This is a genomic window from Streptomyces sp. NBC_00328 (assembly GCF_036139655.1).
In the GTDB taxonomy this organism is placed as follows: domain Bacteria; phylum Actinomycetota; class Actinomycetes; order Streptomycetales; family Streptomycetaceae; genus Streptomyces.
The window spans coordinates 8,664,536-8,690,399 of record NZ_CP108013.1; the positions used below are offsets into that span (position 1 = coordinate 8,664,536).

Genomic DNA, 25,864 nt, shown 5'->3' on the forward strand with positions numbered 1-25,864 from the left:
GGGGCGATCGAATTCATGGACCCGACCTGGGGGCGAACCACACCCAGAACTCCTCGAGGTCGGGGGCTTCCTGAAGGACTAGGCGGCACGTCACCCGTCCAGGACATCTAGGGCCTGCGACTTCGCGGCAGAGTCGGTGTCGAAGTCCGACCAGTTCGTGGTCTGGGGTCGCGCGGCACTCCGTGTCGGAGCCCCGGAGTGCCTTGTCCAGGCCGTCGAAGCCGTTCTCCGCGTCGGCGTCCTCGCTGCCGTCCACGTCGCCGTTGACGACGGCGTCCTGGAAGCGGGTCTTGGTCGCCTTGATCTTCTGCGACATGTTCAGCGCGACCGCGCCGTGATGCGGCAGGGCCGATCTTGGCGATGATGCGGTCCACCTCGAAGCTGCCACCGAGGACGGCCCGATCGACGGTGTACCGCTGCGTCTGGACGTTGCTCGGGGCGTACTCGGTGTTGAGCGCACGGAAGGCCGCAGTGGGCTGGGTGACCAGTCGGTGGTAGCCGTAGGTCAGGTTGCGCCGCCACCGGCAGGGTTCACGACGTCGTCGAAGGCGAGCGCGTCCAGGACGGCGCTCGCCTTGCGGAACTCATCGATGACCTGGACGTCAATGGCGTCCGTGGTGTTATTCTCCGCCTCGCTCAGGGTGACGGGGGTGTCCTCCGGGGAAGCGCCGGGACTCTCCGCGCCCGTGCCGGGCTCTGCGGGTGTCGCCATGGCCGTGCTCTCCCTTGTCGGGTGGAGGTGCCCATGCGGGCTGAAAGTCGGGGGAGTGGGAGGTGAAGAACGCCCCGTGGAGTGATTCGTACGCGTCCGTTGCGCGCCTGATGCGCCCTAGATGGCGCCAGGACCGGGCTCTACCTTGAGAGGGCCTTACCTCATCAGTGGGCTGGGCTGGGTTGCCTGGTTGATCCGCCGTCCTGGGGGTCGCCGGATGCCCGGTGACCCAGTCCATCAAGATGAGATGAGGTGCATGGTGGAAAAAGAACGTGCCCCAAGCAAGCGGGGCCTTGTTCGGGATCTGACGAAGCGGCTCGGTATCGCATTGGGCGCTCGCGCCCTGTGGACCTTGGCCGTGCGGCTGATCGACCACCATTAGGTATTCTGGGTTCTGTGGTGTAACCCCCAGGCGCCACATGGCTTTGAGTACTAGGAATCGCTTCCAGCGCGGTCAGGTGCTGGAAGCGATTTTGCGTCCTGGGCCAGATTGCTTTCCGGAGAGGGGCTTTGGTTCGACACCCTCTCTGAATAGATGCGTGCGACCTCTTCGAGAACCTGCTCGTCCCGCCAGTCAGGGTTCAGGCGACGGACCTTCTCGTACGTAGAGATGGCGCCGGCCGCGTTCAGGTCGTTGAGCTGACGCGGGTCTTGCCTGGGCCGGGCGTGACGACATCGGGGAACTCCATGCCGGGGATCTGGGTGACGACCGGGGACCGGAAGACGGCTCGGTCGATCTCCAGCAGCACGCCGAAGAGGTGGGCAAGCGCGGGACGCCAGTAACTCGTCTTGTTCGCCCGGGTGGTGAGAGACTGACGCTCCCGAGCCGCGATCTCCGTCGCCGTCGGGTTGCCGCTGCCCTCGGGCACAACGCCGAAGGTCTGGAGGCTGTATCCGGTTCCGAGGATGATCCGTTCGGCCAGGTCGGCGCAGAGAACGCGGTGTTCCTCGGTGCGGATGGCGAACTGGACCTGCTCGATGACCGAGCCCTTGTCCTCGCCCGGCTCCAGGTTCAGCGGGGCGAACAGCTCGCGGTCGAGATCGAAGTACGCGCCTTGGCCCTTGCCGAGACCTTTCAGGACCTCGTTGCCGACCAGGAGTCGGGCTTTGCCCGTACGCAGGTCGCGCATCCAGTCGCTGTACGCCTCGTCCAGCGCGTCCATGAGCCCTTCGACACCGGAGAAGTCCGAGCGGCCGAGGTGGGTGGCTGCGGGCAGGTGACGCCAGAGCTTGTTCGGCTTCAGGACAACGGTGTTGGCGTCCTCGCGGATCACGTTCCAGAACGTGACGGCGCTCAGCCGGCCCCACTTCCACTCGGGAACAGCGATATCGGGGGAGGCCTCCACCAGCCAGGGCTTGTCCTGGACGCTCTGTCCCAGACGACACGGAGGTACACCCCGCCGAGGGTCGCCGACATCTCCGCGGCTTCCCGCAGGAACGGCGTACGTCGTGTCGTCGGTGAGCTGGTCCAGGCGCTCCTGGGTCGCCTTGTAGTCCACCGTCAGGTTCAGCGGAGACCCGAAGAGCAGGTTGGCGCTGGCGGCCGCGATGGCTCCGGCGAGCGGCACGTGGAGCTTGGAGGGCCGCTCTCCCACCGCCGTGGGCTGACCCCAGAACCACCGCCCCAGGCAGGCCAGGAAGCCCTTCCGGCGTAGGGCGGGCCTGTCGTTCGGGGCATTCCGGTACGCGTCGGTCAGAGCCTCGGGTATCCCGGCGTACCAGGCGCCCCAGACGTCCTGCTGGGCGAAGACGTCAGCGAGTTCCGGAGGAGGCCATGCGGGGACCATCACGCCACCTCCTCGAAGTTGAGAGCGACGTGGGGACGCCAGATGTGCTGAGTGGTCTTGATCGTGTAGCGGAGGGCATCCACGCTGTGGTCGTCCTGCTTGAGGGGCTTGTCCTCGCCGAAGGAGAGCCCGAGGCGCTGGGCGTGGTTCGTGATCGTGCCGACGGACCACTCCATCTGACGCGCGATCTCGTTGCGGCTAACGCCGTCAGCGTGGAGCTGACGGAGACGGTCCTCGTCCTCTGCGGAGAAGGTGCGGGCCACGGCCGGCTCACCCCCTTACACGCGTGGGATGACGGGTGACCGGTCAGGTGCTGACGGGCGTCATCGGTGCAGACTGTCTGACTCGGACTCAGGGAGGCACGATGAAGATCGAAGAGCGGGACTCGGCCCGGAGCTACGCCGCGAGTAAGGGGTGGAAGCTGGAGGTGGCCGAGATGACGTGGCAGGGAATCACCACGTGCATCGACCGATGGACCAAGGCGGGCACTGGCATGACCGTGACGGTGGTCTGGGTGCACTCTCCGGACGTGTACCCCCAGCCCTACTGGGCGAAGGGCCACTGGGAGGCGGAGGGGAAGAAGGGGCGCATCGAGTCGATGATGTCGGCAGCCCACGTGACGACCGTGAGCCTTCAGCGGGCCCTGGACGGACAGGCGTTGGGCTGACGGGCGTAAGGAAGGCGTTTTGTGGAAGGATCGGCCGTGGAGGACTCCGTTGTAGCCGGAGCCCCCACGCCACTGAGCTTGTTCCGCTTTGATGGACACCGTCGGTGTGGCGGTCAGGCTGCGAGTGCGGTCTCGTATTCGACGGGATTTTGGTAGCCGAGGCTGCTGTGGAGTCGGTGCAAGTTGTACCAGCCCTCGATGAAGTCGAAGATCACGGTGTGGGCGTCGGCCTGGTTGACCCACAGCCGCACCGCGGTCTCGGTAGCGGGCGGTGGCCATCGGGTTGATCGCGAAAACTTTCTGCTTGCCCGCCGCAGGACTGCTCGATGTCGCCCCTCGATCGTCGTCAACGCGTCCAGCGGCCAGTCCGACTGGGCGGTCACCGCCGACGGTGCGATCCGCGTGGCGCTGGCTGCCGCCGGGCAAGGATGTCGCTCGGTCCACGTTTCAAGTGACGCGGTGTTCTCCGGTATGCATGTCCGATACGACGAGAGCAGCCTGCCCGACCCGGTCACCTCCTACGGTGCCGCAAGGCCGCGGCCGAGACGGCGGTGCGGCTGCTGCTGCCAGGCGCAGCCGTCGTTCGGACCTCGCTGATCCTCGGACAGGGCAAGTCCGGGCACGAGCACACGGTGCATGCCCTGGCAGCCGGCACCCGTGACGGGGTCCTGTTCACCGATGACATCCGTTGCCCAGTACATGTCGAAGACCTGGCCGCCGCGTGGTGGGAGATCGCGCTGTCCGACGCAGCCAGCATGTTCTACCTTGCCGGGCCAGATGCCCTGAGCCGTCACGACCTCGGTGTCCACATCGCCCGGGATCAAGGACTTGATGGTGCGCAACTGCCTGCTGGGCGACGAGCCGACACCAACCTGCCCGCGGCCCTCGACGTACACCTCGACAGCCGCGCGACGCAGGAGCGGTTGCGGACCAGGCTCCGAGGCGCCCGCGAGTTCCTCCGCGGAGGCGGGGCGTGATACGTGGCTTCCCGTGGGAGGCCGACCGCGCCGATCCGGAGCGCGGAGCGTACCCGCACACGGCCCGGTGGAAGGAGTTGAACATGTTCAAATATGCTGGCAGGATGGTGGACGCATGATCGACACCAGGTCGAACCGCAGTCATGTGTGGCGCCGCCCCGGAGGGCCGGATCGTGAAGACCGACTTGCCCCGCCCGGTACGGCGCATCGCGGTCCTCGTGGCCGGCCTGTTCGTGCTGGTGGGATGCGATCCGCACATGTACGACGAGGTGCCCGCGGTGCATGACGCGAAGCGGGCGGAGATCGTGGATTCGTGGCGCTGCGTCGACAGGACGGAGGTCACTCTCCGTGCTGACGGAACGGCCGTCATCCGTCTCCTGGACGGGCAGGAGTTCGACTTCGATGACAGGTGGCGGGTGTCGGGGACGGGGGCGTGGGAGCTGACGGACGAGCGCGGCGGGTGGAACGACGGTCAGCATGTCCGGCTGACCCTCACCTCGCGCACGGCATCGGCCACGCGCACTCCCGGTCCCGATGAGAGCCTCGGCGCGTCGGCAGGGCCCGAGCCGGCACCCGATACCTATACCTGGACCTTCGAGTTGCGGCGGAACGACAAGAAGCGGTTGCTGCTGTACTTCTTCTTCGGCGACCCCGACTCCCGCAGCGCCTACGTCCTGGAGCGAGCCTAGGCAGGCTCGACGGCCGTCGGCCGTGCGGCGGAGGTGTTGCTCCGGTCGCCGGTCTGCCGTCCGCGGACGGCGGCGGGTCACGGTCTCCGGAACACGGTGATCGAGTGGCCGATCTCCTCGACCCGCCTGCTCGGGGCCAGCAGCGCCTTCAGGCGGGCATCGGCCTTGTCGATCGCGGTGTCGGAGACGACGAGCAGTCCGTGCACCCGGGCCGCGGGCACCGTACGGGGGTCGGTCGCGTCGATGCCGTAGGCGGACGGCACCCCGGCGCCCTTGTAGACGAGCCACACCTTCTCGTGGGGGTAGTGCCCCTTCAGCCGGTCGGCGAGGCGGCCGAGGTCCTGACCCCAGTCGACGTTCGAGTCGTGCAGGCGCAGATAGGTCTTCCCCGGGCCGCCGAACGCCTCGTTCGAGTACGGCAGGTAGTACGGGTACGTCAGCAGCGAACTGACGGCGACGAACAGGACCAGCGCCGCCGTCACCGGCCCCGGCCACCCCGGACCGGGCTGCCGCACGAGCCCCGCCCATCCCGGCAGGCGCCGCCGCTCGGCCCCGGCCCGTTCCGGCCGGCGCCCGCGCGGGACCACGGCGCAGCCCGCCGCGACCGCGAGGAACACCGGCATGAACAGGGCGTAGCGCACGCCGAGATCGCGGGATCCGGTCATCGCCGAGGCCAGCAGCAGCACCGGCGGGACCAGGAGGTACGGGGCCGCGGGGCGCAGCCGGCGTACGGCCAGGAGCGTGAGCGAACCGGCCGTCCAGAGCGCCATCATGCCGAGCGGGGTCTTCACCAGCAGCGCCGCCGGCAGGTAGTACCAGAGAGACCCCTGGTAGAGCCGGCCGAAGAGGAAGCCCTGCCAGGTCGCGTTCTCGAAGCCGAACTGGACCCGCATACCGTCCCGGTACGGCCGCGGCACGGGCAGGTGGTCGACGAGCAGCGCGCGCAGTCCGTGTGCGGCCGGGAGATCCGCGGGCGCCGTCCAGCGCAGCCGGGGATCGACGGCCAGATACGTCACCCACACCACGGCGACGGCCACCACGGCCATCCCGGCGGCGGCCGCGGCGGCGCGTCCGAGCAGCCGAGCCTTCGCCCGTGGGTCGCCACCCGGTGCCGCGCCCCGGCCGGTGGTGCCCGCGTGCCACACGGACACGACCGCGAGGAGCAGCACCAGCGGAACGGCCGGCAGCATGCTCATCTTGGTCGCCACCGTCGCGCCCAGCGCCACGGCGGAGAGCGGCAGGTACAGGAACGGCCGTCGCCTGGCCCGCCACACCAGCCACACCGAGGTCAGCAGGAACCCCGACGCCGGAACGTCGAGCGTGGCCAGCGAGCCGTGCGCGATCACGTCGGGCGAGAAGGCGTAGAGGGCGAGGGCCACCAACGCGCCTCTCCTGCCCGCGAGTTCACGGGCGAACGCGAGGACGACCAGACCGGACAGCAGCGTCAGGACGATCACCGGCAACCGTGCCCACAGCATCACCCGCCAGGGATCGTTGCCGGACTCGTACAGCACATGCCGCCCGAGTTCGGTCTGGTCGCCCTTGAACGCGGGGTCGAGGTGCGGGTGCGCGAACAGCAGACCGGTTCCGATGATCAGCTTGCCCAGCGGCGGATGCTCGGGGTTGTACCTCAGGTCGTGCTGCTGGACGTAGACCGTCGCGGTGCCCACGTACACGGGCTCGTCGATCGTCGGCGTCTGCTCGACGGCCGTAGTGACCATGGCGACGGCCATCTGGACCAGCAGCAGGGCCACGGCGACGACGAAAGCGGCCCGTCTGTGCCGCCGCAGCCGCCCGAGGAGCGCGCGCGGTGCCACCGCGCCGTTCACCGGCACGCGCTCGTCGTGCCTGCTGGCCAGAGATGTCGGCATGCCCTTTGTTACGTCCGCTCCGTACGAGCCTGCTCATCGGGCGGCCCACGGATTCGGGTGCGCGTCGAGGCGCCGGCCGGGTGATCCGGCCGGCGCCCTGGCAGGGGAGTCACGAGTATGCCCGGCCTTCCGCACAACTCAAGGGGTCGCGGGCGGCGGTGTGCGGAGGGCCGGGAGTGCTAGTGCCGCGGCAGGCAACGTTTGCCCGTCAAGGAGCGGCGCCCGGTGCGTGCTCTCGGCGTGCCGGCCGGAAGTCCTCGTACTGGATGTACTTGGGCTTTCGGCCGGTGCGGCGAGAGTGCGTGCCGGGAGTCGCGACGGGGCGAACGTTGCCTGTCGCGGCACTAGGGCCTGTCTGACAATTCCCGTCTGCCCGGCGACGCCATGCACGCCCTCTCGCCGCACCGGCCCCAGACCCGAGTACGTCCAGTACGCAGGTCTGGGGCCGGCACGCCGAGAGCACGCTCCCCCGAGCTCTCGGCTTCGCTCGAGCAGGGGGGACCCCCATGACGCCGCCGGGCCGCCCTTCGGGCGACGACGCGAATTGTCAGACAGGCCCTAGGTCCTCCGTTCCGGCTTCTCCTCAGTACGGGGAGGCCGGGTCGCGCGGCCCGGCGGAGACCGCCCGGCGCAGCGCGGCCCGCCAGGCGAAGGCCACGGCCAGTTCGACCAGACCGATCAGCACCATCCACAGACCGAGCAGCCGGGTCAGGGCGCGGGCCGACTCGGTCGGCAGGGCCAGTACGACGATGCCCGCGATGATGCCGATCGCCGCCGCGCACAGGACGAAGCCACGGTGCGGCAGGTCCTTGGCCGCGATGGCGGTGTACGCGGTCAGCACGCCGGAGACGAGCCAGACGATGCCGAGGATCAGGGAGAGCGCGGCGATGGTCTGCAGCGGGTTCCGCAGACACAGGACGCCGGCCAGGACGTAGAGCACCGAGATCAGCAGCGTGGCGAACCGGTTGCCCTGCTCCCGGTGGCCGAAGACGGACACGAACCGGAACACGCCGATCACCAGCAGGTAGAGGCCCAGGAGAACCGCGAGAACGTGCAGGGTCTCGTCCGGCCAGACCAGGATCAGGATGCCGGGGATCAGCGTCGCGACGGCCGAGCCGAGGAGCCAGGTCCAGGAGGCGCCGACGCGGTCCAGCATGACCGCGGGGTCCCCTGGGGGCGCGTAGGCCTGGCCCCCGGGCCCGGGTTCGGGTCCGGTGTGCGGTGCCGGACCATGCGATTCCGTCATGGTTCCTCCTCACGCGGTCGAGCGGACCGGTTCCGGGCCGCCGACGGGACGGTGGGTGGATTCCCGGCATCCACGCTCCCGTGCGCCGGGTTTCGGCGGCTCACCCCCGGCGGGTGATCCTCGTGGTCACCCGGGCAGTTGGCGCATCTCCACGACCCGCAGGCCGAGCGACCGGCAGCGGGCCAGCAGTCCGTACAGGTGTGCCTCGTCGACGACCGGGCCGAACAGGATGGTCTGGCCCGAGATCAGCACGTGGTCCATCTCCGGGAACGCCTCGGAAAGCGCCTCCGACAGATGTCCCTCGACGCGGATCTCGTACTGCATACGGGGCTCCCCCCGGCGGGCGGCCTGGGGTGGGCTGACGGCACCCTTCCCCACGATCATCCGGCACCACGCCCAGCCCGCCCTCACCCGCAGAAGGTGAATCGGGGCCGGGGCGCCGCCGTGCGTGCTTGCGCCGGTTCACGCGCCCCGGGTTCACGCCGGTGCGGGCGTCTCGGGTTCACCGGTTCGAGTCCCGCGCGTTCACGCCGGTTCGACGGGGACGGTCGGGCTGCTCGTCCCGGGTTCCTTTCCCCGGCCCGCCCGTCCGGTCGGCAGGTGCGTCGTGACCAGGAAACTCGCGAGCGTGATGCCGCCGGCCGCGAGGATCGCCGCCTTCAGGCCGTTGAGCTGCGCCGTCGCGTAGGAGTCCGTGACGGCATCGACCTCGGCCGGCGGCAGCCCGGCCTGCTCGGCCGCCGAACGCACCTGGTCGGTGGGGACGAAGCTGATGCCGGCTTCGAGCGCGATGCTGGTTTGGGTGCGTGCCTCCTGCGACACCGCCGGGTTCTTCGCCACCTGGTTGGTGAAGGCCTGCGCCAGGGCGCCGACGAGGATCGATCCGATCAGCGCGGTACCGAGGGCGGAGCCCAGATTCTGGGCGGTGAACTGGAGCCCGCCGACCTCGCTGCGCTCCTCCTCGCCGACGCTGGACTGCACCACGTTGCCGAGCTGCGAGGCGAGCAGACCCATGCCGACGCCCAGCAGTGCCATGGCCCCGGCGAACTGGGCGTCGTCGATGTCCGGTTCGATGGTGGCCAGCAGCCACGTGATGGCTCCGAGCAGCGTCAGCAGGGCCAGTCTGACCACCCGGCGCGGCCCCATCACCCGCCCCAGCCTGGAGGCCAGTACGGAGGCCAGCAGCATCGTGACGGACACCGGGAGCAGCCGCAGACCCGTCTGGAACGCGTCGAATCCCTGCACCACCTGGAGATACAGCGGGATGGCGAAGAACAGCCCCAGCAGGATGAGGTTCTGGCTGACCAGCGTCAGCAGACCCGAGCGCAGGGGCAGCCGGTGCAGCAGCGACAGATGGATCAGCGGGTCGGTGCCGTGCGCCTCCCTGCGGCGCTCCCACTTGGCGAAGACGGCCAGGACGAGCACCCCGGCGGCGACGACGAACAGGGTCGGAGCGAAGCCGAGGATGGTGAAGGGCGGGTTGCGGGGCTGCACCCACCCCCAGGTGCCGCTCTGGAGGACACCCAGCACGCCCAGTCCCAGTCCGGCCGCCGACAGGAAGGCGCCCACGCCGTCCAGCCGGGGGCGGGGCTCGGGCCGGGGTCTGTCGGGGATCGCCCGGCGGAAGCAGAGCATCGCGACGACGACCACGACCTCGCCCGCGAAGACCAGACGCCAGGTGAGGTACGTCGTCACCCAGCCGCCCAGCAGCGGTCCGACCGCGATGCCCGCACCGGCGAGCCCGCCGATGACGCCGTAGGCGACGGCCCGGTCCTTTCCGCTGTAGGACTCCGCCACGAGGGCCGCCATGGCCGGCAGCACCAGGGCGGCCCCGAGCCCCTCGATGACCGACCAGCCGAGGGCGAGCACCCACAGGGTGGGAGCCACCGCGGTCAGGGCCGAGCCCACGCCGTAGACGACGAGTCCGACGAGGAAGAGCCGACGGCGTCCGAGGATGTCGCCGAGCCGCCCGCCGGTGGCCATGAACGCGGCCATGACCAGCGCGTAGAGCGTGATGACGGCCTGGATGGCGGTGACGTCGGTGTCGAAGTCCTCCACGAGCTGGCTGATGGACACGTTCATGACGGAGGTGTCCAGGACCATCAGGAACTGGGCCGTCCCGAGCACGGCAAGAGCGCGCCAGTGTTTCACCGGTGACCACCTCATCGATTCCGCCCGCGACGCCGCCGTGCCGGACAGGGCGTCCGGCCCGGCCGCACGTCCACGGCACCTCCATGGCACCCGGACCTCAGCCTTCGCGCATCCGGGGAATCCGCTCCCATGGCATCCGGGACGGGCGCCCCGCACCTCACCCGCGGCGGGGGACCGGAGCCTGCCTTGCGACATTCGGGACAGCGGGTGACGATCAGTGTGCGGGGGTTACACCGGGGAGGGAGCCGTGGACCCGGACCACATCGGATCGGACGCGTCGCCGCTGCCGAGACATCGCGGAGGCAGGACCTCATGGCCGGGCTGCTGACCCCGGGCGGTGACCCACTGCTCGCCGTCCGGTTCACCGTCCCCGACCTGACGGAGACCTTCGTCCGCAGGCCGCGGCTGGTCGGACGGCTCGCCGAGGGTGTGCGAGGCCCCCTCACCCTGGTCAACGGGCCCGCGGGAGCGGGGAAGACGCTCCTGGTCGCCCACTGGATCTCCACGATGGACCGTCCGGACGACGTGGCCTGGCTGACCGTGGAGCCCGAGGACACCGGCCCCGGCATCTTCTGGACGTACGTCCTGGAATCCCTGCGGCGGCACGGAGCGGACGTCCCGGACGACATCGGCAGCCCGTCGAGCCCCGGCGACGTCGACCACTCCCTGCTGACCCGGCTGGCGGCCTGGCTGAGCGAACGCGCGGATCCCGTGATCCTGGTGCTCGACGAGTTCGACCGGGTGGGCGCCTCGGCCGAGGTCGCCGACGAGCTCCAGTTCGTCCTGCGCCACGCGGGTGGTGGCCTGCGCCTGGTCGTCGTCAGCCGTACGGAGCCACAGCTTCCGCTGCACCGCTACCGCGCCGCCGGAGAGGTCGCCGAGGTCCGCGGCGCCGACCTGGCCTTCGTCCCGGGAGAGACGGCCGCGCTGCTGAACCGTCACGACATCCGGCTGTCGGACGACGGCGCCCGGTCGCTGACGGAGTGGACCGGAGGCTGGGCGGCCGGACTGCGCCTGTGCATCCTCGCGGCACAGCACGTCGACGACCCGGACACGTTCATCAAGAACTTCGAGGCGGGCCAGAGCACGCTCGCGGACTTCCTGCTGGCCGAGGTCCTCGAAGCGCAGACGGAGGAGACACAGGACCTGCTCCTGCGTTCGAGCATCCTCGATCAGATCCACCCGGATCTCGCCAACGCCCTGACGGGCCGGGACGACGCGGATCCCATCCTGGCCGGGCTCCAGCACGCCAACGCCTTCGTCGAGGCCATCGGCCACTCGTGGTACCGGCTGCACCCCTTGTTCGCGGAGATCCTGCGGGTCCATCTGCGCGTCAGACTCCCGGGCCTGGAGCCGGAACTGCACCGGCGGGCCGCCCGCTGGCTGAGCGAGTCGGGCCTGCTGGCGGAGGCCCTGCCGCACGCGGCGGGGGCGGGTGAATGGGAGCTCGCGGCCGACCGGTTCGTCGACGAGCTGGCCATCGGCGAACTGCTGACGGGACTCGACGCCGAGCGCCTCGACGGACTGTTCGCCGCCATGCCCCCGGACGCGGCCGGCCCGGCCGCGTGCCTGGTGCGCGCCGCCCGTGAACTCGTACGCCACGACGTCGACCGGGGCCTCGACTACCTGCGCCGGGCAGGGGAGAACCTGGCCGGCGACGAGCCCGGCACGGCGGCCCTGAGGCTGAGCCACGCGCTGCTGCGGGTGTTCGCCGCCCGGCTGACCGGCTCGGCCGAGGCGGCGCAGGCGGCGGCCGAGGACATGACGGCGGCGGAGCTGGCCCTTCCGGCCGAGCGGCTGGAACGGCACCCGGAACTGCCCGCCCTGATGCTCACCGACCTGGGCTCGGCACAGCTCTGGGCGGGACGGCTCGACGCGGCCCGGCTCTCGCTGTCCGCCGCCGTGCAGGTCGATGACGGGCCGTCCACCGCGTACCCCCGGCACGAATCCCTCAGCCGGCTCGCCCTGATCGATCTCCTGTGCGGGCGGCCGAGCCGGGCGGAGTCGCACGCGCGGGCGGCGGTCGCCGAGGCGGAGCGCTCCGGCCTGCCGCCCGCCGCCCGGACGGGCGTCGCCCAGCTCGTCCTGGCGGCGGTGGCCGAGGAGCGCGACGATCTGGCGGCGGCACAGACCCATCTGGACCAGGCGACCGCCTCCGGCACGGCCTCGCACGATCCCGTCGCGACGGCGGGCCTGGCGCTGCTGCGCTCCCGGATACTGCTGGCCAAGGGGCATCCGAAGGAGGCGTTGCGCGTCCTGGAGGAGCTGAAGCGCCCGCCGCACGGGGTCGAGCCCTCACCGTGGGTCAGTGACCGGGCCGCGCTGGCCATGTCGACCGCGTACCTGGCGCTGGGCGAACCGCTCGCCGCGGCGGACGTGCTCGTGGAGGAGCGGGCGACCGGGCCGGAGGCCACGGCGGCCGCAGCCCGTGCCCGGCTCGCCACCGGTGACCGGGAGGCGGCGCGCGCCCTGCTCGACGCGCTCTCCGCCGAGGTGGACGAGGGACCGGGCATCGCCGTCCGGGTGCTGCTCGCGCGGGCGCAGACCGCGGACGCGCTGGGCGACGACTCCACCGCCCAGCGACTGGTGGCGCGGGCCCTGCGGACGGCCAGACCGGAGCGTCTGAGACGGCCGTTCCTGGAGGCCGGCCCCTGGATACGGGCCTTCGTACGGCACCGGCCCGCGCTGGCCCAGGGCCATGAGTGGCTCCCGGAGGCGGCCGCGGTCCGGGGTACCGGGCCGGGCCTGCGGACGGGTCAGGAATCCGTGATCGAGCCGGTGATCGAACCGCTCAGCGAGCGCGAACAGGAGGTGCTGGAACGGCTGGCGCAGATGATGTCGAGGGACGAGATCGCGTCCGACCTGCATCTGTCGGTCAACACGGTCAAGACTCATCTCAAGAGCGTCTACCGCAAGCTCGCGGCGACCCGCCGGGGCGAGGCCGTACGACGGGCCCGCGACCTGCACATCCTGTGAGCCGCGGACCGTCGCACCGGGAGCCGGCCCGGCCCGGTCCGGTGGTCCGGGCCGGTTCCGGCGTCGCCGCCGGGTCAGACGGTGTCCGTGTCCGGCCGTGCCACGCAGAGCGCCCAGATGACGAATCCGTACAGGGCGATCAGCGTCAGCGACCAGACGGGGTAGTACGGGATGTCGAGGAAGTTGGCGATGATCAGCAGTGCGGCGATGCCCACGCCGATCACCCGGGCCCAGGTGGCCGCCGTGAACAGACCGAGGCTCACGACCACGGCGACCGCGCCGAGCGTCAGGTGGATCCAGCCCCAGCTCGTCAGGTCGAACTTGAAGACGTAGTTCTGGCTGGTGACGAAGACGTCGTCCTCGGCGATGGCCATGACGCCCCGCAGGATGTCCAGGACGCCGGAGACGAACAGCATCACCGAGGCGAAGATCATCAGGCCGCCCGCGGCCGTCATCGTGGTCTTGGAGCGGGTGTGATGCTGGGTGGTTGCCATGGCGAGACCTCCGTTGCACGGGCTGCGACCGCAGCCACTCACCACCGAGCCTGCGGCACCCGGCCCCGACCGGCCTCACCCCCTAAGGGTGACGGTGAACGGACGTCGTCCCCCGCTCAGTGGCCCAGCAGCACCCTCAGCCCGGGCTGGAGGAGATCACCGTGAGCCCGTACGAGGTCGTCGCACAGGTCCCAGATGCGCTCGACGGGGAGAGCGGCGGCCGTCGCGGGGTCGGCCATCGCGGCGTGCCGGATGTGCCGCGGCTCGTCATCGGTGGCGGCGCGGACCACCAGGTCGGTGACGGAGACGTATGCGCTGTTCAGCGCGGCGCACTGCGGGGGCAGCGCGCCTACACGGGTCGGCTGCACCCCCAACGCGTCCGTCAGGCACGGGACTTCGACGACACAGTCCGCCGGGAGATTGTCGATCAGGCCGCGGTTGGGCACATTGCCGTAGATCGTGCGCGGGGTGCCGGTGAGCGTGCTGTGGATGATCTGCGGGGCGTACTCCAAGGTGCCCTCGACGGGGAGGGGCGCCCCGGAGGCGAGGGCGTCGCGGGTACGCCGGTAGCTCGCCGCGTTCTCCTCGATGATCTCCAGATAGGCGCCCACCGGCAGCCTGAGCCGCTCGATCTCGCTGTCGTGGTGGAGGTACCACGGCACATACTCCGAGGAGTGTTCGCTCGTCTCGGTGGGGTAGTGGCCGAGGCGGCGGTACATGTCCACGCGGACCCGGCGCAGCAGCCCGGGGTCCTTGGCGATGGCCTCGTCGAGGAGCGGGTGGAGGTCCTGGCCCGCGCGCTCGAAACGCAGCACCCACGCCTGGTGGTTGACCCCGGCGGCCAGGTGGGTGACCTCCTCGAAGGGGACCCCGACGAGCTGGGCGAGGTCGTGCATCGTCCAGTGCACCGAGTGGCACAGGCCAGTGACGCGCAGCTTCGGCGCGATCCGGCTCAGATAGAGGACGTTCATCGCCATGGGGTTGGTGTAGTTCAACAGCAGGGCGTCCGGGCAGAGTTCGGCCATGTCGGCGGCGAGCGCGCGGAGCACCGGGAACGTGCGCAGGGCCCGGAAGACGCCTCCGATGCCGAGGGTGTCGCCGATGGTCTGGCGCAGTCCGTAGCGGGCGGGGATGTCGAAGTCGGTTCGGGTCGCCCCGTCCATGCCGACCTGGATGATGTTGATGACGAAGTCGGCGTCCGCCAGGGCCGCTCGGCGGTCGGGATGCGAGGTGATCGTGGGCTTGGCGCCGCGTACGCCGGCGATGTACCGGGCGGCGCCCTCCGCCGTGGCGAGCCGCTCCGGGTCGATGTCGTGCAACGCGATGCGCGCGTGCGCGAGTTCGGGGAAGCTGAACAGGTCGGCCAGCAGTCCCTGGGTGAACACCACGCTCCCGGCTCCGATGAAGGCGATCTTCGGGGCGGTGACGTCGTTCATGAACGGCTCCTGGTCTCGCGGGTGCGGGGGGCTGGTGGAACTGCAGGGAGGTGTGCGCGGGCCGCGGCGAGGGCCTCGTCCCAGGTGGGCTGTGCCGCCGTACCGCCGTGTGCCCGGGTCGAGAGCGAACCGCAGGCCGCGGCCACCGTGAGCGCGGAGCGCAGGTCGAGACCGCGCAGGGTCGCGGCGACGAACCCGGCGTCGAAGCTGTCGCCCGCGCCGACGGTGTCCACGGGGTCGACGGCCGTGGCCGGTGCGTGCGCGAGCCGCGTCCCGGTGTCGGCGAGGGCGCCGTTCGCGCCGTCCTTGACCACGACCGTCGGCCCCCGGCCGGCCAGGACGGCGGCAGCGGCGACCGGATCGGCTTCCCCGGACAGCGCCGACGCCTCCGCCGCGTTGGGCAACAGGAAATCGGTGAACTCCAGTACGGGGTCGAGGAGTTGGTTGTCCCAGTGCCCGGCCGGGTCGTCGTTCGTGTCGAGTGACGTCGTCGCGCCGGTCTCCCGGGCCAGGCCGAACACCGTCGCCAGGGACCGGGCCAGACGGGGCATCAGGAAGAACGAGGCCGCGTGCACATGCCGGGAGTCCGCCATCAGGTCCCGCGGCACGTCCTCGGGACCGGTCTCGGTGAGACAGCCCGGCGCCGTCAGGATGGCCCGGTCCCCGTCCCCGGCCATGACGACGGCCGTGAGAGGGGTGGGCCGGACCGGGTCGGTGACCAGGAAGCCCACGTCGACACCGCGCCCGGCGAGCGCCTCGCGCACGAAGGCACCCGCGGGATCGTCACCCACCCGGCCCGCGAACGCGACCCGCAGCCCGAGCCGAGCCGCCCCGCACGCCATGATCGCGGCGGAGCCGCCGAGCACCAAACCGGCGTGCTCGACGAGCTGTTCGCGCTGCCCGAACTCCAGGGGGCCGCGCAACGGGCCGAGGACGACATCCGGATTGGCGTCGCCGACGACGAGGAGATCGAACGATTTCATGGTGGCCTAGCCCTTCAGACCGCTCGAAGTGAGCGACTGGACAAAGGTCTTCTGCGCGAGCAGGAACGCGATCAGGACGGGCAGCACGGTGATCACGTTGCCCGCCATCACCGCCGACCACCGCGTGTGGTGCTGTCCCTGGAACGTCGTCAGACCGAGCTGCAAGGTGTACCGCGTGTCGTGATTGATCGCGATGAGCGGCCAGGACAAGTCGTTCCAGGTGCTCAGGAAGGTCAGCACCGCGACCGTGGCCAGCGCGGGCCGGGCCAGCGGCAGCACGATCGAGAACAGCACCCGCAGCCGCGAACACCCGTCGATCCAGGCCGCCTCCTCCATCTCCCTGGGCAGCGCGAGGAAGAACTGCCGGAACAGGAAGACCGCGAACGGGGTGACGAGCGAGGGCACGATCAGCGCGCCGAGCGTGTCGATGAGACCGAGTTCCTTCATCACCAGGAAGGTCGGGATCATCGTGAGCTGGAAGGGGATCACCATCGTCGCGAGCATCAGAGCGAGCAGGGTCCGTGACCCGGCGAACCGCATCCGCGCGAAGGCGTAGCCGCCGAGCGCTCCCAGCAGCAGGTTCGACAGGACGGCCGCGACCGCGACGATCAGCGAATTGGCGAACCAGCGCGGGAACATCGCGTTCCCGAGCACATACCGGTAACCGCCCAGGTCGATCCCCTTCGGCCACAGCGCGGGCGGGAACCGGTTGATCTCCGCGTCGGACATCACCGAGCTGAGCACCAGCCACACCAGCGGCAGCGCGAAGCACAAGGTCAGCGGAGCCAGCAGCAGATGCCAGGTACTCGGCCTGCGGGAGGCCGCGGGTGAACTCATCGGACCGCTCCTTCGGTACGTTCCTGCCGCCGCCGCAGAAGACGCAGCGCCCCGCCCGCCACCAGCAGGGCGACCGCGAGGACGTACGCCGCGGCGGCCCCGTAGCCCGCCGTGAACGTCTGGAACGCCTGCTGCCAGACGAAGTAGACGACCACGCCGGTCGAGCCGAGGGGGCCGCCCTTCGTCGTCACATAGATCAGGTCGAAGACCTGGAGTGCCGTGATCAGCTGCCACAGCAGCAGGAACACGGTGACCGGGGTGAGGGTCGGCAGGATGATGTGGCGCAGTACCCGACCGCGACCCGCCCCGTCGATCCGCGCGGCTTCCACGAGTTCGGGCGGCACGTCCTGCAGCGCGGCCAGATAGACGACGACGCAGAATCCGACACCGCTCCACAGCGAGATCAGCACCAGCAGATAGATCGCCTGGTCGGGGTCGGTGAGAAAGCCCTGCGGGGACAGTCCGAGCTTGTGCAGCAGGGAGTTCGCGACACCGAACTCGGGATCGAGGATGAACGAGAACAGCACGCCCTGCGCGGTCGCCGAGACCACGAACGGAACGAAGACGAGCGTGCGGTAGAGGCCGATGAACCGGATACGGCGGTTCAGCGCCAGGGCCAGCATCAGTCCGCCGAACAGGCTGAGCGGCACGTAGAGGGCGGCGTAGAGCAGGGTATTGCCCACGGCCGTACGGAAGTTGGGGTCCTGGGCCAGGGCCCGGTAGTTGTCGAGGCCGACCCAGCGGCCCGGGGTGACCAGGTCGTCGGCCCGGAAGGAGAGCAGCAGTGACCAGACGACGGGCACGATGCTCAGACCGAGGATCACGACGACCGACGGGCCGATGAAGGCCCAGGCGGTGGCGGTCTCCCGGCGGCCGCGGCGGCGGGCGGCGCGCCGCGCGGCGGCCGGGGTCACCGCGGGGCCCGGAACGAGGGTGATGGCACGGGGAAGGGTGGACATGACGGCCTCCTTCAGCCGGAAGTCGGCTGGGAACGTCTGAAGTCGAGGTCACCGGGGGATGAGCAGGGCCGCGTCGGCCGCGTCGGCGCACCGGCGGACGGCGTGGGCGGGGGAGTCCTTGCCGAGCAGGACCGAGACGATCGCCTCGCCGAGGGCCTGGGAGATCTGCGGATAGGCGGCGTGCACGGGCCGGACCCGGGCGGAGTTCAGCGTGTCGGTGAACACGCCGAGTCCGGTGGTCGTCCGCGCGTGCTCGCGCCACTCCGGACGCCGGGCGGTGGCCGAGCCGAGCGGGAGACTGCCCGCCGCGAGGTCCCAGCGCGCGTCCTGGGCCGGCCGGATCATCCAGCGCACGAACTCGACGGCCGCCCGGGAACGGGCGGAGCCGTTGTCGAAGACGGTCCAGGTGTCCGGCCCGGAGATGGTGACGGGCCTGCCGCTGTACGTCGGGAGCGGGACGACGCCGTAGTCGACCTTGGCGGTGATGACGTCCGGAAGCTGCCAGGGTCCCGTCGCCACCATCGCCATCCGGCCGCTCAGGAACACCTGGTACATCTGCTCGCTGCCGGGCTTCGGATCGACGTAGACGCTTCTGTCGTGGGCCAGTCGGGCGAGGGTCGACAGAGCCTGGGCGCCCTGCTCGGCGAAGCCGACTCTCCCGCCGTCGGCGGCGATCACCTCTCCGCCGAGGTCCCAGATCATCGGCCACAGCCGCCAGACCGTGTCCTCGTCGCCCGTGCCCGGCCAGCCCGTGCCGAAGGTCCCGCGTCCGGAGTCGGTGAGTCTGCGCGCGGTGTCGGTGAACTCGTCCCAGCTCCACCCCGCCTTCGGGAAGGGGACCCCGGCCTCGCGGAACAGCTTCTTGTTGTAGACGACGGCCAGCGAGTCGAGCACCGCCGGGGCGGCGCGCACCCTGCCGTTGACGGTGACCGCGTCCCGTACCGGCGTCCAGAAGGACTTCCACGGCGGGGCGCCCTCGTGCAGCGCGGACGTGAGGTCGACGACCCGGGGGCTGCGGGCGACGCTCGCCAGGTCCGAGCCGAAGATGTAGGCGATGTCGGGGTAAGAGCCGGCGGCGAGCGCGGCCGTGACCTTCTGGAGCATGGCGTCGGCCACCACCCCGCCGCCCGAACTGTCCACGCGGATGCGTGGATGGGTGCGGTTGAACTCGGCCACCAGCGACTCCACGGCCTTCCTGGCCGTGTCGTTCTGGCCGTGCCACAGTTCGACGGTCACCCTGCCGTCGGTGCCGACGCCGTCGGAGGGGCCGCCGCAGCCTGCCAGTGCCCCGGCGGCGGCCGCGCCCAGGAGCAGCCGGCGCCGCGCGATCACGTGTGTCATCCCGGCCTCCGTCAGCGCGTTTCGCGGACGTAGTCCGCGCTGCCGGGTGTCGAGACCTTCACGTCCCGGCGCACGATGCTCAGCCGGTCGCCGAAGGCCGAACGGGCCTTGCGCAGACCGCTGTCGGTGTACTCGACGACCACCACCCGGTCGTGGAAGGCCCTCGCGTACGCGCCGCACTCGTCGTACTCGCCGCACTCCTCCGCCACCGCGAAGTCGAGCCCGGTCCGCGATCTGACTCCCGCCAGTTCGACGGTGTTCTTCTGCCCGATCGCCAGATGCCGGGCGTGCGCGTGCCGCGAGAGCAGGGTGATGAACGCGGTGGCGTCCTCCGCGCTCAGCAGTTTCCGCGAGCGGGTGTAGCTGTCGTAGTTGTCGGGCTCGACGGCGTCGAATCCCTTGTCGGCGCAGTCGTCGATCCACTCCTCGACCCGCGCGGCCACCCGCCGGCGCTTGTCCGGCGTCCGGATGTCCAGCAGCGCCTCGTTCCAGTCCTGGTCGACGACGACCTCGCCGTCCGCGCCCCGCAGCAGCAGGTCGGCGGGCCACTGTCCGCGTTCCTCGGGCTGGGCCTGGAAGGCGTTGACGTAGCAGATGTTGTACAGGCCCCGGGCGGGGGAGGACGAGCGGTCGCGGCTGACGACGCGGACGTCGGCGGCCGGGGGGTAGGCGCCGCCGATCTGGTAGTCGAACCCCGCGTGGAGCGGCGGGAGTTCGACGGAAGTCGCTGTCCGGCCGGGCCGGGGCGCCGGTTCGGCCGAGGCGCTCGTGTCGGTGCCCGCGTCGCAGCCCGCGAGCGTCAGAAGACAGGCGAGGGCCGTGACCGGAACTCCGGCGCGGAGAACACGTTTGACGGGGGGCATGTCCGCTCCATCAATCGCGAGTACGTCCCCGCCTCGGACGCTTCGAGCGATCCTGGCGACTTTGGCCGGACTTGAACCTGGTCCGTTACCGGCTGGGCGCACCTCTGCGTGCCGGGTCGCACCACGGCACTCAGAGGATCAAATCGCGCATGCCCGACTTCGTCAAGTGACCCCTTCGGCCCTGGGTACCGCCGGTAGAGTGCTCCGGCGTTCAGTGCGGACCGGCCGCCGTCCAGCCCGTCCCGCACGGGCCCGCGCCCTCGTTCTCGGGAAGGGCCACGGCTTCACCGTCCATCGTCAGCGTGCGGTAGAAGCCGCCGATGCGCCGGGTGGAGCGGCCGACGTAGTGGCCGATGAAGGACCGGCGGAAACGGTCACGGCTGCGGTTGGGGCCGGAGCCGTGGACCAGGCTGCCGTTGAAGAACAGGACGTCCCCCGGTTCCATGTCGACGGGCACGGCGGTCAGACCGGCAGGCGGCGGTACGTACTCGCGGGCGAAGGACAGCGCCGGGTCCGCCTCGTGCGGGCAGAACAGGTCCATCCGATGCGTGCCCGGCACGACCTCCAGGCCGCCGTTCTCGCGGTCGATGACATCGCAGGCGGTCCACGCGGCCACACAGGTGCCGGGCTCGACGCGCAGATAGAAGTTGTCCTGGTGCAACGCCTGGCCGCGGGCTCCGGGCGGCTTGAAGTAGAACATGCTCTGGGCGGCCAGCACCTCTTCCCCCAGCAGGATCTCGAGGACGTCCCGCACCCGCGGGTCGAGCAGCAGACGCAGCGACAGGGCGTTGACGCGGTGCGGGTGCATGAAGCGGGGGAAGACGTGCAGCGGGTCGGCCGGGGCGCCGGTTCCGACGCCGCCGAACTCCGTGCCGCCGGTCCTCGGGGCCCGGGGTTCGAAGTGCCCGGGGACCGGGCCGGCCTCGTGCAGCGCCGCGAACTCCGCGCACAGGGTGTCGATCTCGTCCGGGGCGAACAGCCCGCGCCGCACCACGAAGCCGTCCTGCTCGAACCGGCCGAGCACGCTCCTGTCCGTGACTGCCATACGACCGTCCCCTCTCGGCGTGCCCCTCGTGTCCCACACCGTGCGGTTACCCTCTCCGGGGGCTCGCCCACCACCGCGCGAGCGGTTCCTCCCGAGGCGGCACGCGACACGGCCGGGCGTCCGCCGGACGTGAACAACTGCCGGTAGGCGTCCCGCCTTCGAGGACGCAGGCCGACAGACCGCCTTCACCGTCGAGTGGCGGCAGGCCCGACAACTGCTCTCCACCACACCCCTGACACGGGTCTCCCGCGGGCAGGCGGAGGACGAAGCACGCCCCCGAACCCTTCGGCTGCACCGCCAGCACGAGCAGGCCGCCGTGCCGGGCCGCCAGGTCGCGGGCTATGGCGAGGCCGAGGCCGGTGCCGCCGTCCGTACGGGTGCGGGACTCGTCCAGGCGGGTGAACCGCTCAAATATCCGTTCGCTGTCGGCTTCCGCGACGCCGGGCCCGTCGTCGCGGACGGTGCACAGCACCGGCCCGGGTGCGGCCGAGTCCCGGGCCACGGTCAGCAGCACGCGGTCGACGGCGTGGCGCAGGGCGTTGTCGAGCAGGTTCCGGAGGATCCGTTCGAGGTCACCGGGTGCCGCGAACACCGTCGTCGCGGTACCCGGCGCGGCGACGAGGAGATCCACCTTCGGGGAACCCCCGGCGCGTTCCGCGTACTCCTCCACGAGCCGGCCCGCCAGCGCCGCCAGGTCGACCCGTTCGGTGCGGGCCGGCGGAGCGCCCGCGTCCAGCCGGGCCAGCAGGAGCAGTTCCTCCGTCAGACCGCTCAGCCGCCGCGTCTGCCGGCCGGCCGCGGACACCACGGCGGGCCAGTCGGCCCGGTCGGGGTAGGCGGTGGCCACCTCCAGCCCCGCGAGCAGGGTGGCGAGCGGGCTGCGCAGTTCGTGCGCGGCGTCCGCCACGAACCGGCGCTGTGCCGTGGCCGCCTCCTCCAGCCGCTGCAGGGTGGCGTTGATGGTCACTGCCAGTTCCGCCACCTCGTCGGCGGTGTCGGGTACCTCCACCCGTTCGCGGGGGTCCGTCGCGGTCACCGAGGCGGTACGCGCCCTGATCGCCTCGACCGGCCGCAGCGCCCGCCGCGTGGCCAGCCAGGCCACCCCGGCCACCAGCGCGGTCGCGAGGGGAACGGCCACGACGAGTTCCCGGTCGAGTTCGCCGACCGCTCGCTCGGCATCGTCCGGGACGATCAGGACGTACACCCGGACCCGGGCGCCGGCGGCCACCCCGCGCCCCTGCGTCTCGCCGGGCAGGTAGGAGGCGGGCACCGTCCCCTCGACGGTGGTCAGGGTCCGTCCGGACAGCGAGCGGGCCGCCGGCTCGGCCACGGCGGGGAACGTGAACCGGCGTCTGGTGTACAGGGGCAGGCTCCCGCCCCGGCCCGGGCCCGGGAGGAACGCGTGGCCGTCCTTCTCGTACGGCTCCAGCTCGGGACTGGACGCCAGGAGCACGCCGTCGTCGGCGACGATTTCGTAGGGCGCCCCCCAGGGGCCGCCGATGGATGAGTGGGCGGTTGCGCTGAGCAGGGTGTCGACCTGCTCCTGGGCCACCGACGAAGTGGCACGCAGCCGCTCGTCGTACAGCTGATGCCGCATCAGCAGGGCCCCGGAGGTGAAGAGCACGGCCGCGGCGAAGGCGGCGGCGAACGCGGAACGCGCCCGTACCGAGCGTGGGAGGACCCGCAGCGAGCGGAGGACCCGTACCGGGCGTGGGAGCAGGCGGGCGCGCCGAAGCCGGCGGAGCGTGCCGGGCGGGTACGCGGGTACCAGGGTGCGGCGCCCGCTCGGATGCCGCCCGTTCGGGACGTCAGCCACCGGAGTTCCGCCCGGCCGGGGGCTCCTGCACGGCGCCTTCCCTCGCCTCTCCGCGGTCGTCGACCAACCGGTAGCCCACCCCGCGCACCGTCAGGAGGGACTGCCGTCCGAAGGCCGTGTCGATCTTCCGGCGCAGGGCGCTGACCCGGACCTCCACCAGGTTGAGGTCCTCGGCCACGTCCGGCCAGGCGTGGTGCAGGATCTCCGACTTCGTGACCGCCTCGCCCGGCCGCCGCGCGAGCACCTCGGCGACTCCGAACTCCCGGGGCGTGAGCGGGACGGCGACGCCCGACCTGAGGCAGGTTCTGGCCGCCACGTCCAGCACCAGGTCGCCCACCGCCAGCAGCGGGGAGGCCGCTCCCCGCGCCCGGCGCATGAGCGCGCGCAGCCGTGCGACCAGGACCAGGTAGGTGAACGGCTTGGTGACGTAGTCGTCGGCGCCGGTGTCGAGGGCCTCGGCCTGGTCCCAGTCGCCGTCCTTCGCGGTGAGCACCAGCACGGGGGTGGTGATGCCCTCGCGGCGCAGCTCCGCGCAGACCCGGTAGCCGTTGAGCAGCGGCAGCATCAGGTCGAGCACGACGGCCGCGTAGTCACCCGTGCGGGCCTTCCACAGGCCCTCGCGGCCGTCATGGGCCACGTCCACGCGATAGCCCTCGGCCGTCAGCCCGAGGCGCAGCGTCTCCGCCAGCTCGCGCTCGTCCTCCACCACCAGAATTCTCATCCCGCCAGCCTGGCACAGGCTTCCGGCGGCTCCCTGACCGCTTCGTCAGGTTCGGTCAGGACCCGGTCAGCGGCTCTCCGGCACGGTGTCCGAGCCCCCAGAAAGGTGCTCGCCGTGCGGCCCCACCCGCGCGGCGAGCGCCGTATCGGTGATCCGCCGGACGAAAGGCCCGACGTGCCTACCCGCCTGCCCGCGCTCCCCTCCCCGTCCCGCCCGTCCCGCGACGACGCGGCCGGGCCCGTCGCCGGAACGGCCCGGCCGTCGGGGGGTACCCCCGGCTGGGCGACCGCGCTGACTGTCGCCCTGGTGTGCTTCGTGACGTACACGGCGCTGTCCGTGCGGCTGCACCAGCGGATGCTGACCACCGGTTACGACCTGGGGATCTTCGAGCAGGCGGTACGGTCCTACGCGCACGGGCACCTGCCGGTGGCCGAGCTCAAGGGACCGGGGTTCCCGCTGCTCGGCGACCACTTCTCGCCCGTGCTGGCCCTGCTGGCACCGCTGTACCGGGTCTGGCCGACGCCGGTGACCCTGCTGGTGGCGCAGGCCGCGTTGTTCGCGGTGGCGGTGATACCCCTGGCCAGGTGGGCCGAGGAGGTACGCGGCCGGCGGGCGGCGCTGGTGGTCGGTCTCGGCCACGGCGCCTCCTGGGGTGTCGCCCAGGCGGTCGGATTCGACTTCCACGAGGTGTGCTTCGCCGTGCCGCTGCTGGCGTTCTCCCTGACGGCGGTGGGCCGGGGCCGGGCGCGTGCCGCGGCCCTGTGGGCGCTTCCGCTGCTGCTGGTGAAGGAGGATCTCGGGCTGACCGTCGCGGTCGTGGGTCTGCTGATCGCGCGCACCGGCGATCACGACCACCGCCGGACGGGGGGTGCCCTGTTCCTGGCCGGAGTGCTCGGGTCCTTCCTGGAGATGCTGGTCGTGATACCGGCGTTCAACCCCGGTGGCACGTTCGCCTACACCTCCAGCGTGCCCGGCGCGGGGTCCGCGACGCCGGGCGTCGGCGAGTTGCTCCTCCACTACACGGTGGGACTGGTCACCCCGGACACCAAGGCGCTGACGGTGCTGGCCCTGCTGTCCGTGACCGGGTTCCTGGCCGTGCGCTCCCCGCTCCTGTGGGCGGCCGTGCCGACGCTCCTGTGGCGCTTCGCGTCGGACAACCAGGCCTACTGGGGAACCGGCTACCACTACAGCGCGGTCCTGATGCCGGTGCTGTTCGCCGCCCTCGTCGACGCGCTGACCCGGCCCGGCCCCGTGCGGTACGCGCTGGCGGCGAGCGCGGCCGTCAGCGTGCTCCTGCTACCCCAGTTCCCGCTGTGGGAGTTGACGCAGCCCGCCACCTGGCACACCGACCCCCGGCTCGCGACCGCCCGGCGGCTGATGGACCGCATCCCGGACGGCGCCACCGTCGCCGCCTCCAACCGGCTGGTCCCGCAGCTCGCCAGCCGCACCCGGGTCAGCGTGTTCGGCCTGGGGGACAGCCGTCCCGACCCGGAGTGGATCATCGACGACAGCGCGCGACCGCAGGGCTGGCCGATCTCACCCGACGACGACCGCAGGCTGCTGTCCGAGGCCCGGGACAACGGCCGCTACCGGACCGTCGCGGACCAGGACGGCTACGTTCTCCTGCAGCGGCGGCCCTGACAGAGCCGCAGGCAGACGACGCCGTGGAACCCGTGGCGCCTCCTACGCTCGGTAGCTTGCTGGGCTCGTCCCCGTGACCCTGCGAAAAGAGGATGTGAAACGGCTCTTCAGGGATGAGGGCGGTGCGGGTGATCGGGATGGTGAGGATGGTCCGGGTGGTGCGGCGGATGCGGGGGCGGAGGCGGCAACGTCGTGACGTCCGGTGCCGGTTCGGGCCACACGAGGAGCACCGGGCAGGGGGCGTGGTCGACGACGAAGCGTCCGGCCGGTCCGAGGCTGTGCGGGCCGAGCCGGCTGCGGTCGCCGTCGCGGGCCAGGACGAGCAGACCGGCGTCCTCGGCCGCCGCCACGACCTCCCGCTCCACCCGGCCGGTGCGCTCCAGACGGGTCGCCGGGCCCCCGAACCGCCGGGCCGCCGCGTCGAGGAGCTCGGCCCCGGAGACCGTGCCGAGGGTCTCCAGGAGGTCGCCGGGATCGGGTTCGGCGCGTCCGCGTCCGAGAAGCCCCGCGAAGGCGCCGTGCGCGAGACCGGGCACGGCGGGGTCGGCGACATGCAGCAGCACCACGTCCGTGGCCCCGGGGGCGTGCGTGCGCACGGCGTCCACGCACGCGGGCCATGTTCCCTCGACCAGCCAGACGACCACCCGCATGC

At 71.4% G+C, this 25,864-nt stretch carries 23 protein-coding genes and 1 pseudogene; 5 read left to right on the forward strand and 19 right to left on the reverse strand.

Translation table 11 applies throughout. From position 1 onward, the window contains the following. Nucleotides 1-13: 13 nt before the first annotated feature. From OG485_RS37975 to OG485_RS37990, 4 genes are all read right to left on the reverse strand, one after another. Nucleotides 14-316 carry a hypothetical protein gene (locus OG485_RS37975; RefSeq protein ID WP_328673153.1) on the reverse strand — a complete coding sequence of 101 codons (303 nt, stop codon included), beginning with the start codon at nt 314-316 and terminating at the stop codon, nt 14-16. A 189-nt stretch (nt 317-505) separates the two neighbouring features. Then, nucleotides 506-712, reverse strand: coding sequence for a hypothetical protein (locus OG485_RS37980; protein ID WP_328673154.1), 207 nt, complete (start codon nt 710-712; stop codon nt 506-508). A gap of 626 nt (nt 713-1,338) precedes the next feature. Beyond that, nucleotides 1,339-2,502: a hypothetical protein gene (locus OG485_RS37985; protein WP_328673155.1), complete on the reverse strand. Its 1,164-nt coding sequence runs from the start codon at nt 2,500-2,502 to the stop codon at nt 1,339-1,341. After that, entirely contained in the window at nt 2,499-2,675 is a 177-nt protein-coding gene (locus OG485_RS37990) for a hypothetical protein (RefSeq protein ID WP_328673156.1), read from the reverse strand. The genes OG485_RS37985 and OG485_RS37990 overlap by 4 nt, the downstream gene beginning before the upstream one ends. A 188-nt stretch (nt 2,676-2,863) precedes the next feature. Between OG485_RS37990 and OG485_RS37995 the strand changes: the two genes are divergently transcribed. The 3 genes and pseudogenes from OG485_RS37995 (at nt 2,864) to OG485_RS38005 (ending at nt 4,832) form a co-directional block, all read left to right on the forward strand. After that, the gene (locus OG485_RS37995) at nt 2,864-3,166 is read left to right on the forward strand and encodes a hypothetical protein (RefSeq protein ID WP_328673157.1); all 303 of its coding nucleotides are present in this window, start codon (nt 2,864-2,866) and stop codon (nt 3,164-3,166) included. A 198-nt stretch (nt 3,167-3,364) separates the two neighbouring features. Then, nucleotides 3,365-4,143: pseudogene (locus OG485_RS38000) on the forward strand (sugar nucleotide-binding protein). A 173-nt stretch (nt 4,144-4,316) separates the two neighbouring features. Then, nucleotides 4,317-4,832, forward strand: a complete 516-nt coding sequence (locus OG485_RS38005; protein ID WP_328673158.1) for a hypothetical protein — start codon at nt 4,317-4,319, stop codon at nt 4,830-4,832. A 77-nt stretch (nt 4,833-4,909) separates the two neighbouring features. Here the strand turns inward: OG485_RS38005 and OG485_RS38010 are convergent, their stop codons facing one another. The 4 genes from OG485_RS38010 to OG485_RS38025 form a co-directional block, all read right to left on the reverse strand. Further along, entirely contained in the window at nt 4,910-6,703 is a 1,794-nt protein-coding gene (locus tag OG485_RS38010; RefSeq protein ID WP_443048849.1) for an ArnT family glycosyltransferase, read from the reverse strand. Nucleotides 6,704-7,286: 583 nt separating this feature from the next. After that, nucleotides 7,287-7,949 (reverse strand): HdeD family acid-resistance protein, encoded by a 663-nt coding sequence (locus tag OG485_RS38015; protein WP_328673159.1) that lies wholly within the window; start codon nt 7,947-7,949, stop codon nt 7,287-7,289. A gap of 126 nt (nt 7,950-8,075) precedes the next feature. Beyond that, on the reverse strand, nt 8,076-8,273 hold the full coding sequence (locus OG485_RS38020; protein ID WP_328673160.1) for a hypothetical protein: 198 nt from the start codon (nt 8,271-8,273) through the stop codon (nt 8,076-8,078). Nucleotides 8,274-8,474: 201 nt separating this feature from the next. Next, a complete protein-coding gene (locus OG485_RS38025) occupies nt 8,475-10,100 on the reverse strand; it encodes an MFS transporter (protein WP_328673161.1) in 1,626 nt (541 codons plus the stop codon). Between the two features lie 312 nt (nt 10,101-10,412). Between OG485_RS38025 and OG485_RS38030 the strand changes: the two genes are divergently transcribed. Continuing rightward, nucleotides 10,413-13,076: a LuxR C-terminal-related transcriptional regulator gene (locus OG485_RS38030; RefSeq protein ID WP_328673162.1), complete on the forward strand. Its 2,664-nt coding sequence runs from the start codon at nt 10,413-10,415 to the stop codon at nt 13,074-13,076. Between the two features lie 74 nt (nt 13,077-13,150). Here the strand turns inward: OG485_RS38030 and OG485_RS38035 are convergent, their stop codons facing one another. The 10 genes from OG485_RS38035 to OG485_RS38080 all read right to left on the reverse strand — a co-directional run bounded on the left by OG485_RS38035 (nt 13,151) and on the right by OG485_RS38080 (nt 23,571). Continuing rightward, nucleotides 13,151-13,570, reverse strand: coding sequence for a DUF7144 family membrane protein (locus OG485_RS38035; RefSeq protein ID WP_328673163.1), 420 nt, complete (start codon nt 13,568-13,570; stop codon nt 13,151-13,153). A 116-nt stretch (nt 13,571-13,686) separates the two neighbouring features. Further along, nucleotides 13,687-15,006, reverse strand: coding sequence for an alpha-glucosidase/alpha-galactosidase (locus OG485_RS38040; protein WP_328673164.1), 1,320 nt, complete (start codon nt 15,004-15,006; stop codon nt 13,687-13,689). Further along, nucleotides 15,003-15,989 carry a carbohydrate kinase family protein gene (locus OG485_RS38045; protein ID WP_328673165.1) on the reverse strand — a complete coding sequence of 329 codons (987 nt, stop codon included), beginning with the start codon at nt 15,987-15,989 and terminating at the stop codon, nt 15,003-15,005. Before OG485_RS38045 ends, OG485_RS38040 begins: the two co-directional genes overlap by 4 nt. Before the next feature lie 6 nt (nt 15,990-15,995). Next, complete coding sequence (locus tag OG485_RS38050) at nt 15,996-16,826, reverse strand: carbohydrate ABC transporter permease (RefSeq protein ID WP_328673166.1); 831 nt, start codon at nt 16,824-16,826, stop codon at nt 15,996-15,998. Continuing rightward, the gene (locus OG485_RS38055) at nt 16,823-17,785 is read right to left on the reverse strand and encodes a carbohydrate ABC transporter permease (RefSeq protein WP_328673167.1); all 963 of its coding nucleotides are present in this window, start codon (nt 17,783-17,785) and stop codon (nt 16,823-16,825) included. Before OG485_RS38055 ends, OG485_RS38050 begins: the two co-directional genes overlap by 4 nt. Before the next feature lie 48 nt (nt 17,786-17,833). Further along, a complete protein-coding gene (locus OG485_RS38060; protein ID WP_328673168.1) occupies nt 17,834-19,126 on the reverse strand; it encodes an ABC transporter substrate-binding protein in 1,293 nt (430 codons plus the stop codon). A gap of 11 nt (nt 19,127-19,137) precedes the next feature. Beyond that, nucleotides 19,138-19,989, reverse strand: a complete 852-nt coding sequence (locus OG485_RS38065; RefSeq protein WP_328673169.1) for an endo alpha-1,4 polygalactosaminidase — start codon at nt 19,987-19,989, stop codon at nt 19,138-19,140. Between the two features lie 211 nt (nt 19,990-20,200). Beyond that, complete coding sequence (locus OG485_RS38070; protein ID WP_328673170.1) at nt 20,201-21,034, reverse strand: phytanoyl-CoA dioxygenase family protein; 834 nt, start codon at nt 21,032-21,034, stop codon at nt 20,201-20,203. A gap of 46 nt (nt 21,035-21,080) precedes the next feature. After that, entirely contained in the window at nt 21,081-22,850 is a 1,770-nt protein-coding gene (locus OG485_RS38075) for a sensor histidine kinase (protein WP_328673171.1), read from the reverse strand. Next, a complete protein-coding gene (locus tag OG485_RS38080) occupies nt 22,843-23,571 on the reverse strand; it encodes a response regulator transcription factor (RefSeq protein ID WP_328673172.1) in 729 nt (242 codons plus the stop codon). The genes OG485_RS38075 and OG485_RS38080 overlap by 8 nt, the downstream gene beginning before the upstream one ends. Before the next feature lie 114 nt (nt 23,572-23,685). Here OG485_RS38080 and OG485_RS38085 point away from each other — a divergent pair, with 114 nt between their 5' ends. Next, the gene (locus OG485_RS38085; protein ID WP_328673173.1) at nt 23,686-25,212 is read left to right on the forward strand and encodes a DUF2079 domain-containing protein; all 1,527 of its coding nucleotides are present in this window, start codon (nt 23,686-23,688) and stop codon (nt 25,210-25,212) included. Nucleotides 25,213-25,319: 107 nt separating this feature from the next. Here the strand turns inward: OG485_RS38085 and OG485_RS38090 are convergent, their stop codons facing one another. After that, entirely contained in the window at nt 25,320-25,862 is a 543-nt protein-coding gene (locus OG485_RS38090) for a universal stress protein (RefSeq protein WP_328673174.1), read from the reverse strand. Between the last annotated feature and the right edge of the window lie 2 nt (nt 25,863-25,864).

Excerpts from the sequence above, each read along its gene's own strand:
- OG485_RS38015 (WP_328673159.1), bottom strand. The coding sequence starts at position 7,949 with ATGACGGAATCGCATGGTCCGGCACCGCACACCGGACCCGAACCCGGG.
- OG485_RS37995 (WP_328673157.1), top strand. The coding sequence starts at position 2,864 with ATGAAGATCGAAGAGCGGGACTCGGCCCGGAGCTACGCCGCGAGTAAG.
- OG485_RS38045 (WP_328673165.1), bottom strand. The coding sequence starts at position 15,989 with ATGAAATCGTTCGATCTCCTCGTCGTCGGCGACGCCAATCCGGATGTC.
- OG485_RS37980 (WP_328673154.1), bottom strand. The coding sequence starts at position 712 with ATGGCGACACCCGCAGAGCCCGGCACGGGCGCGGAGAGTCCCGGCGCT.
- OG485_RS38080 (WP_328673172.1), bottom strand. The coding sequence starts at position 23,571 with ATGAGAATTCTGGTGGTGGAGGACGAGCGCGAGCTGGCGGAGACGCTG.
- OG485_RS38055 (WP_328673167.1), bottom strand. The coding sequence starts at position 17,785 with ATGTCCACCCTTCCCCGTGCCATCACCCTCGTTCCGGGCCCCGCGGTG.
- OG485_RS38020 (WP_328673160.1), bottom strand. The coding sequence starts at position 8,273 with ATGCAGTACGAGATCCGCGTCGAGGGACATCTGTCGGAGGCGCTTTCC.
- OG485_RS38090 (WP_328673174.1), bottom strand. The coding sequence starts at position 25,862 with ATGCGGGTGGTCGTCTGGCTGGTCGAGGGAACATGGCCCGCGTGCGTG.
- OG485_RS37975 (WP_328673153.1), bottom strand. The coding sequence starts at position 316 with ATGTCGCAGAAGATCAAGGCGACCAAGACCCGCTTCCAGGACGCCGTC.
- OG485_RS38050 (WP_328673166.1), bottom strand. The coding sequence starts at position 16,826 with ATGAGTTCACCCGCGGCCTCCCGCAGGCCGAGTACCTGGCATCTGCTG.
- OG485_RS38065 (WP_328673169.1), bottom strand. The coding sequence starts at position 19,989 with ATGCCCCCCGTCAAACGTGTTCTCCGCGCCGGAGTTCCGGTCACGGCC.
- OG485_RS38070 (WP_328673170.1), bottom strand. The coding sequence starts at position 21,034 with ATGGCAGTCACGGACAGGAGCGTGCTCGGCCGGTTCGAGCAGGACGGC.
- OG485_RS38010 (WP_443048849.1), bottom strand. The coding sequence starts at position 6,703 with ATGCCGACATCTCTGGCCAGCAGGCACGACGAGCGCGTGCCGGTGAAC.
- OG485_RS38060 (WP_328673168.1), bottom strand. The coding sequence starts at position 19,126 with ATGACACACGTGATCGCGCGGCGCCGGCTGCTCCTGGGCGCGGCCGCC.
- OG485_RS38035 (WP_328673163.1), bottom strand. The coding sequence starts at position 13,570 with ATGGCAACCACCCAGCATCACACCCGCTCCAAGACCACGATGACGGCC.
- OG485_RS37990 (WP_328673156.1), bottom strand. The coding sequence starts at position 2,675 with ATGGAGTGGTCCGTCGGCACGATCACGAACCACGCCCAGCGCCTCGGG.
- OG485_RS38040 (WP_328673164.1), bottom strand. The coding sequence starts at position 15,006 with ATGAACGACGTCACCGCCCCGAAGATCGCCTTCATCGGAGCCGGGAGC.
- OG485_RS38030 (WP_328673162.1), top strand. The coding sequence starts at position 10,413 with ATGGCCGGGCTGCTGACCCCGGGCGGTGACCCACTGCTCGCCGTCCGG.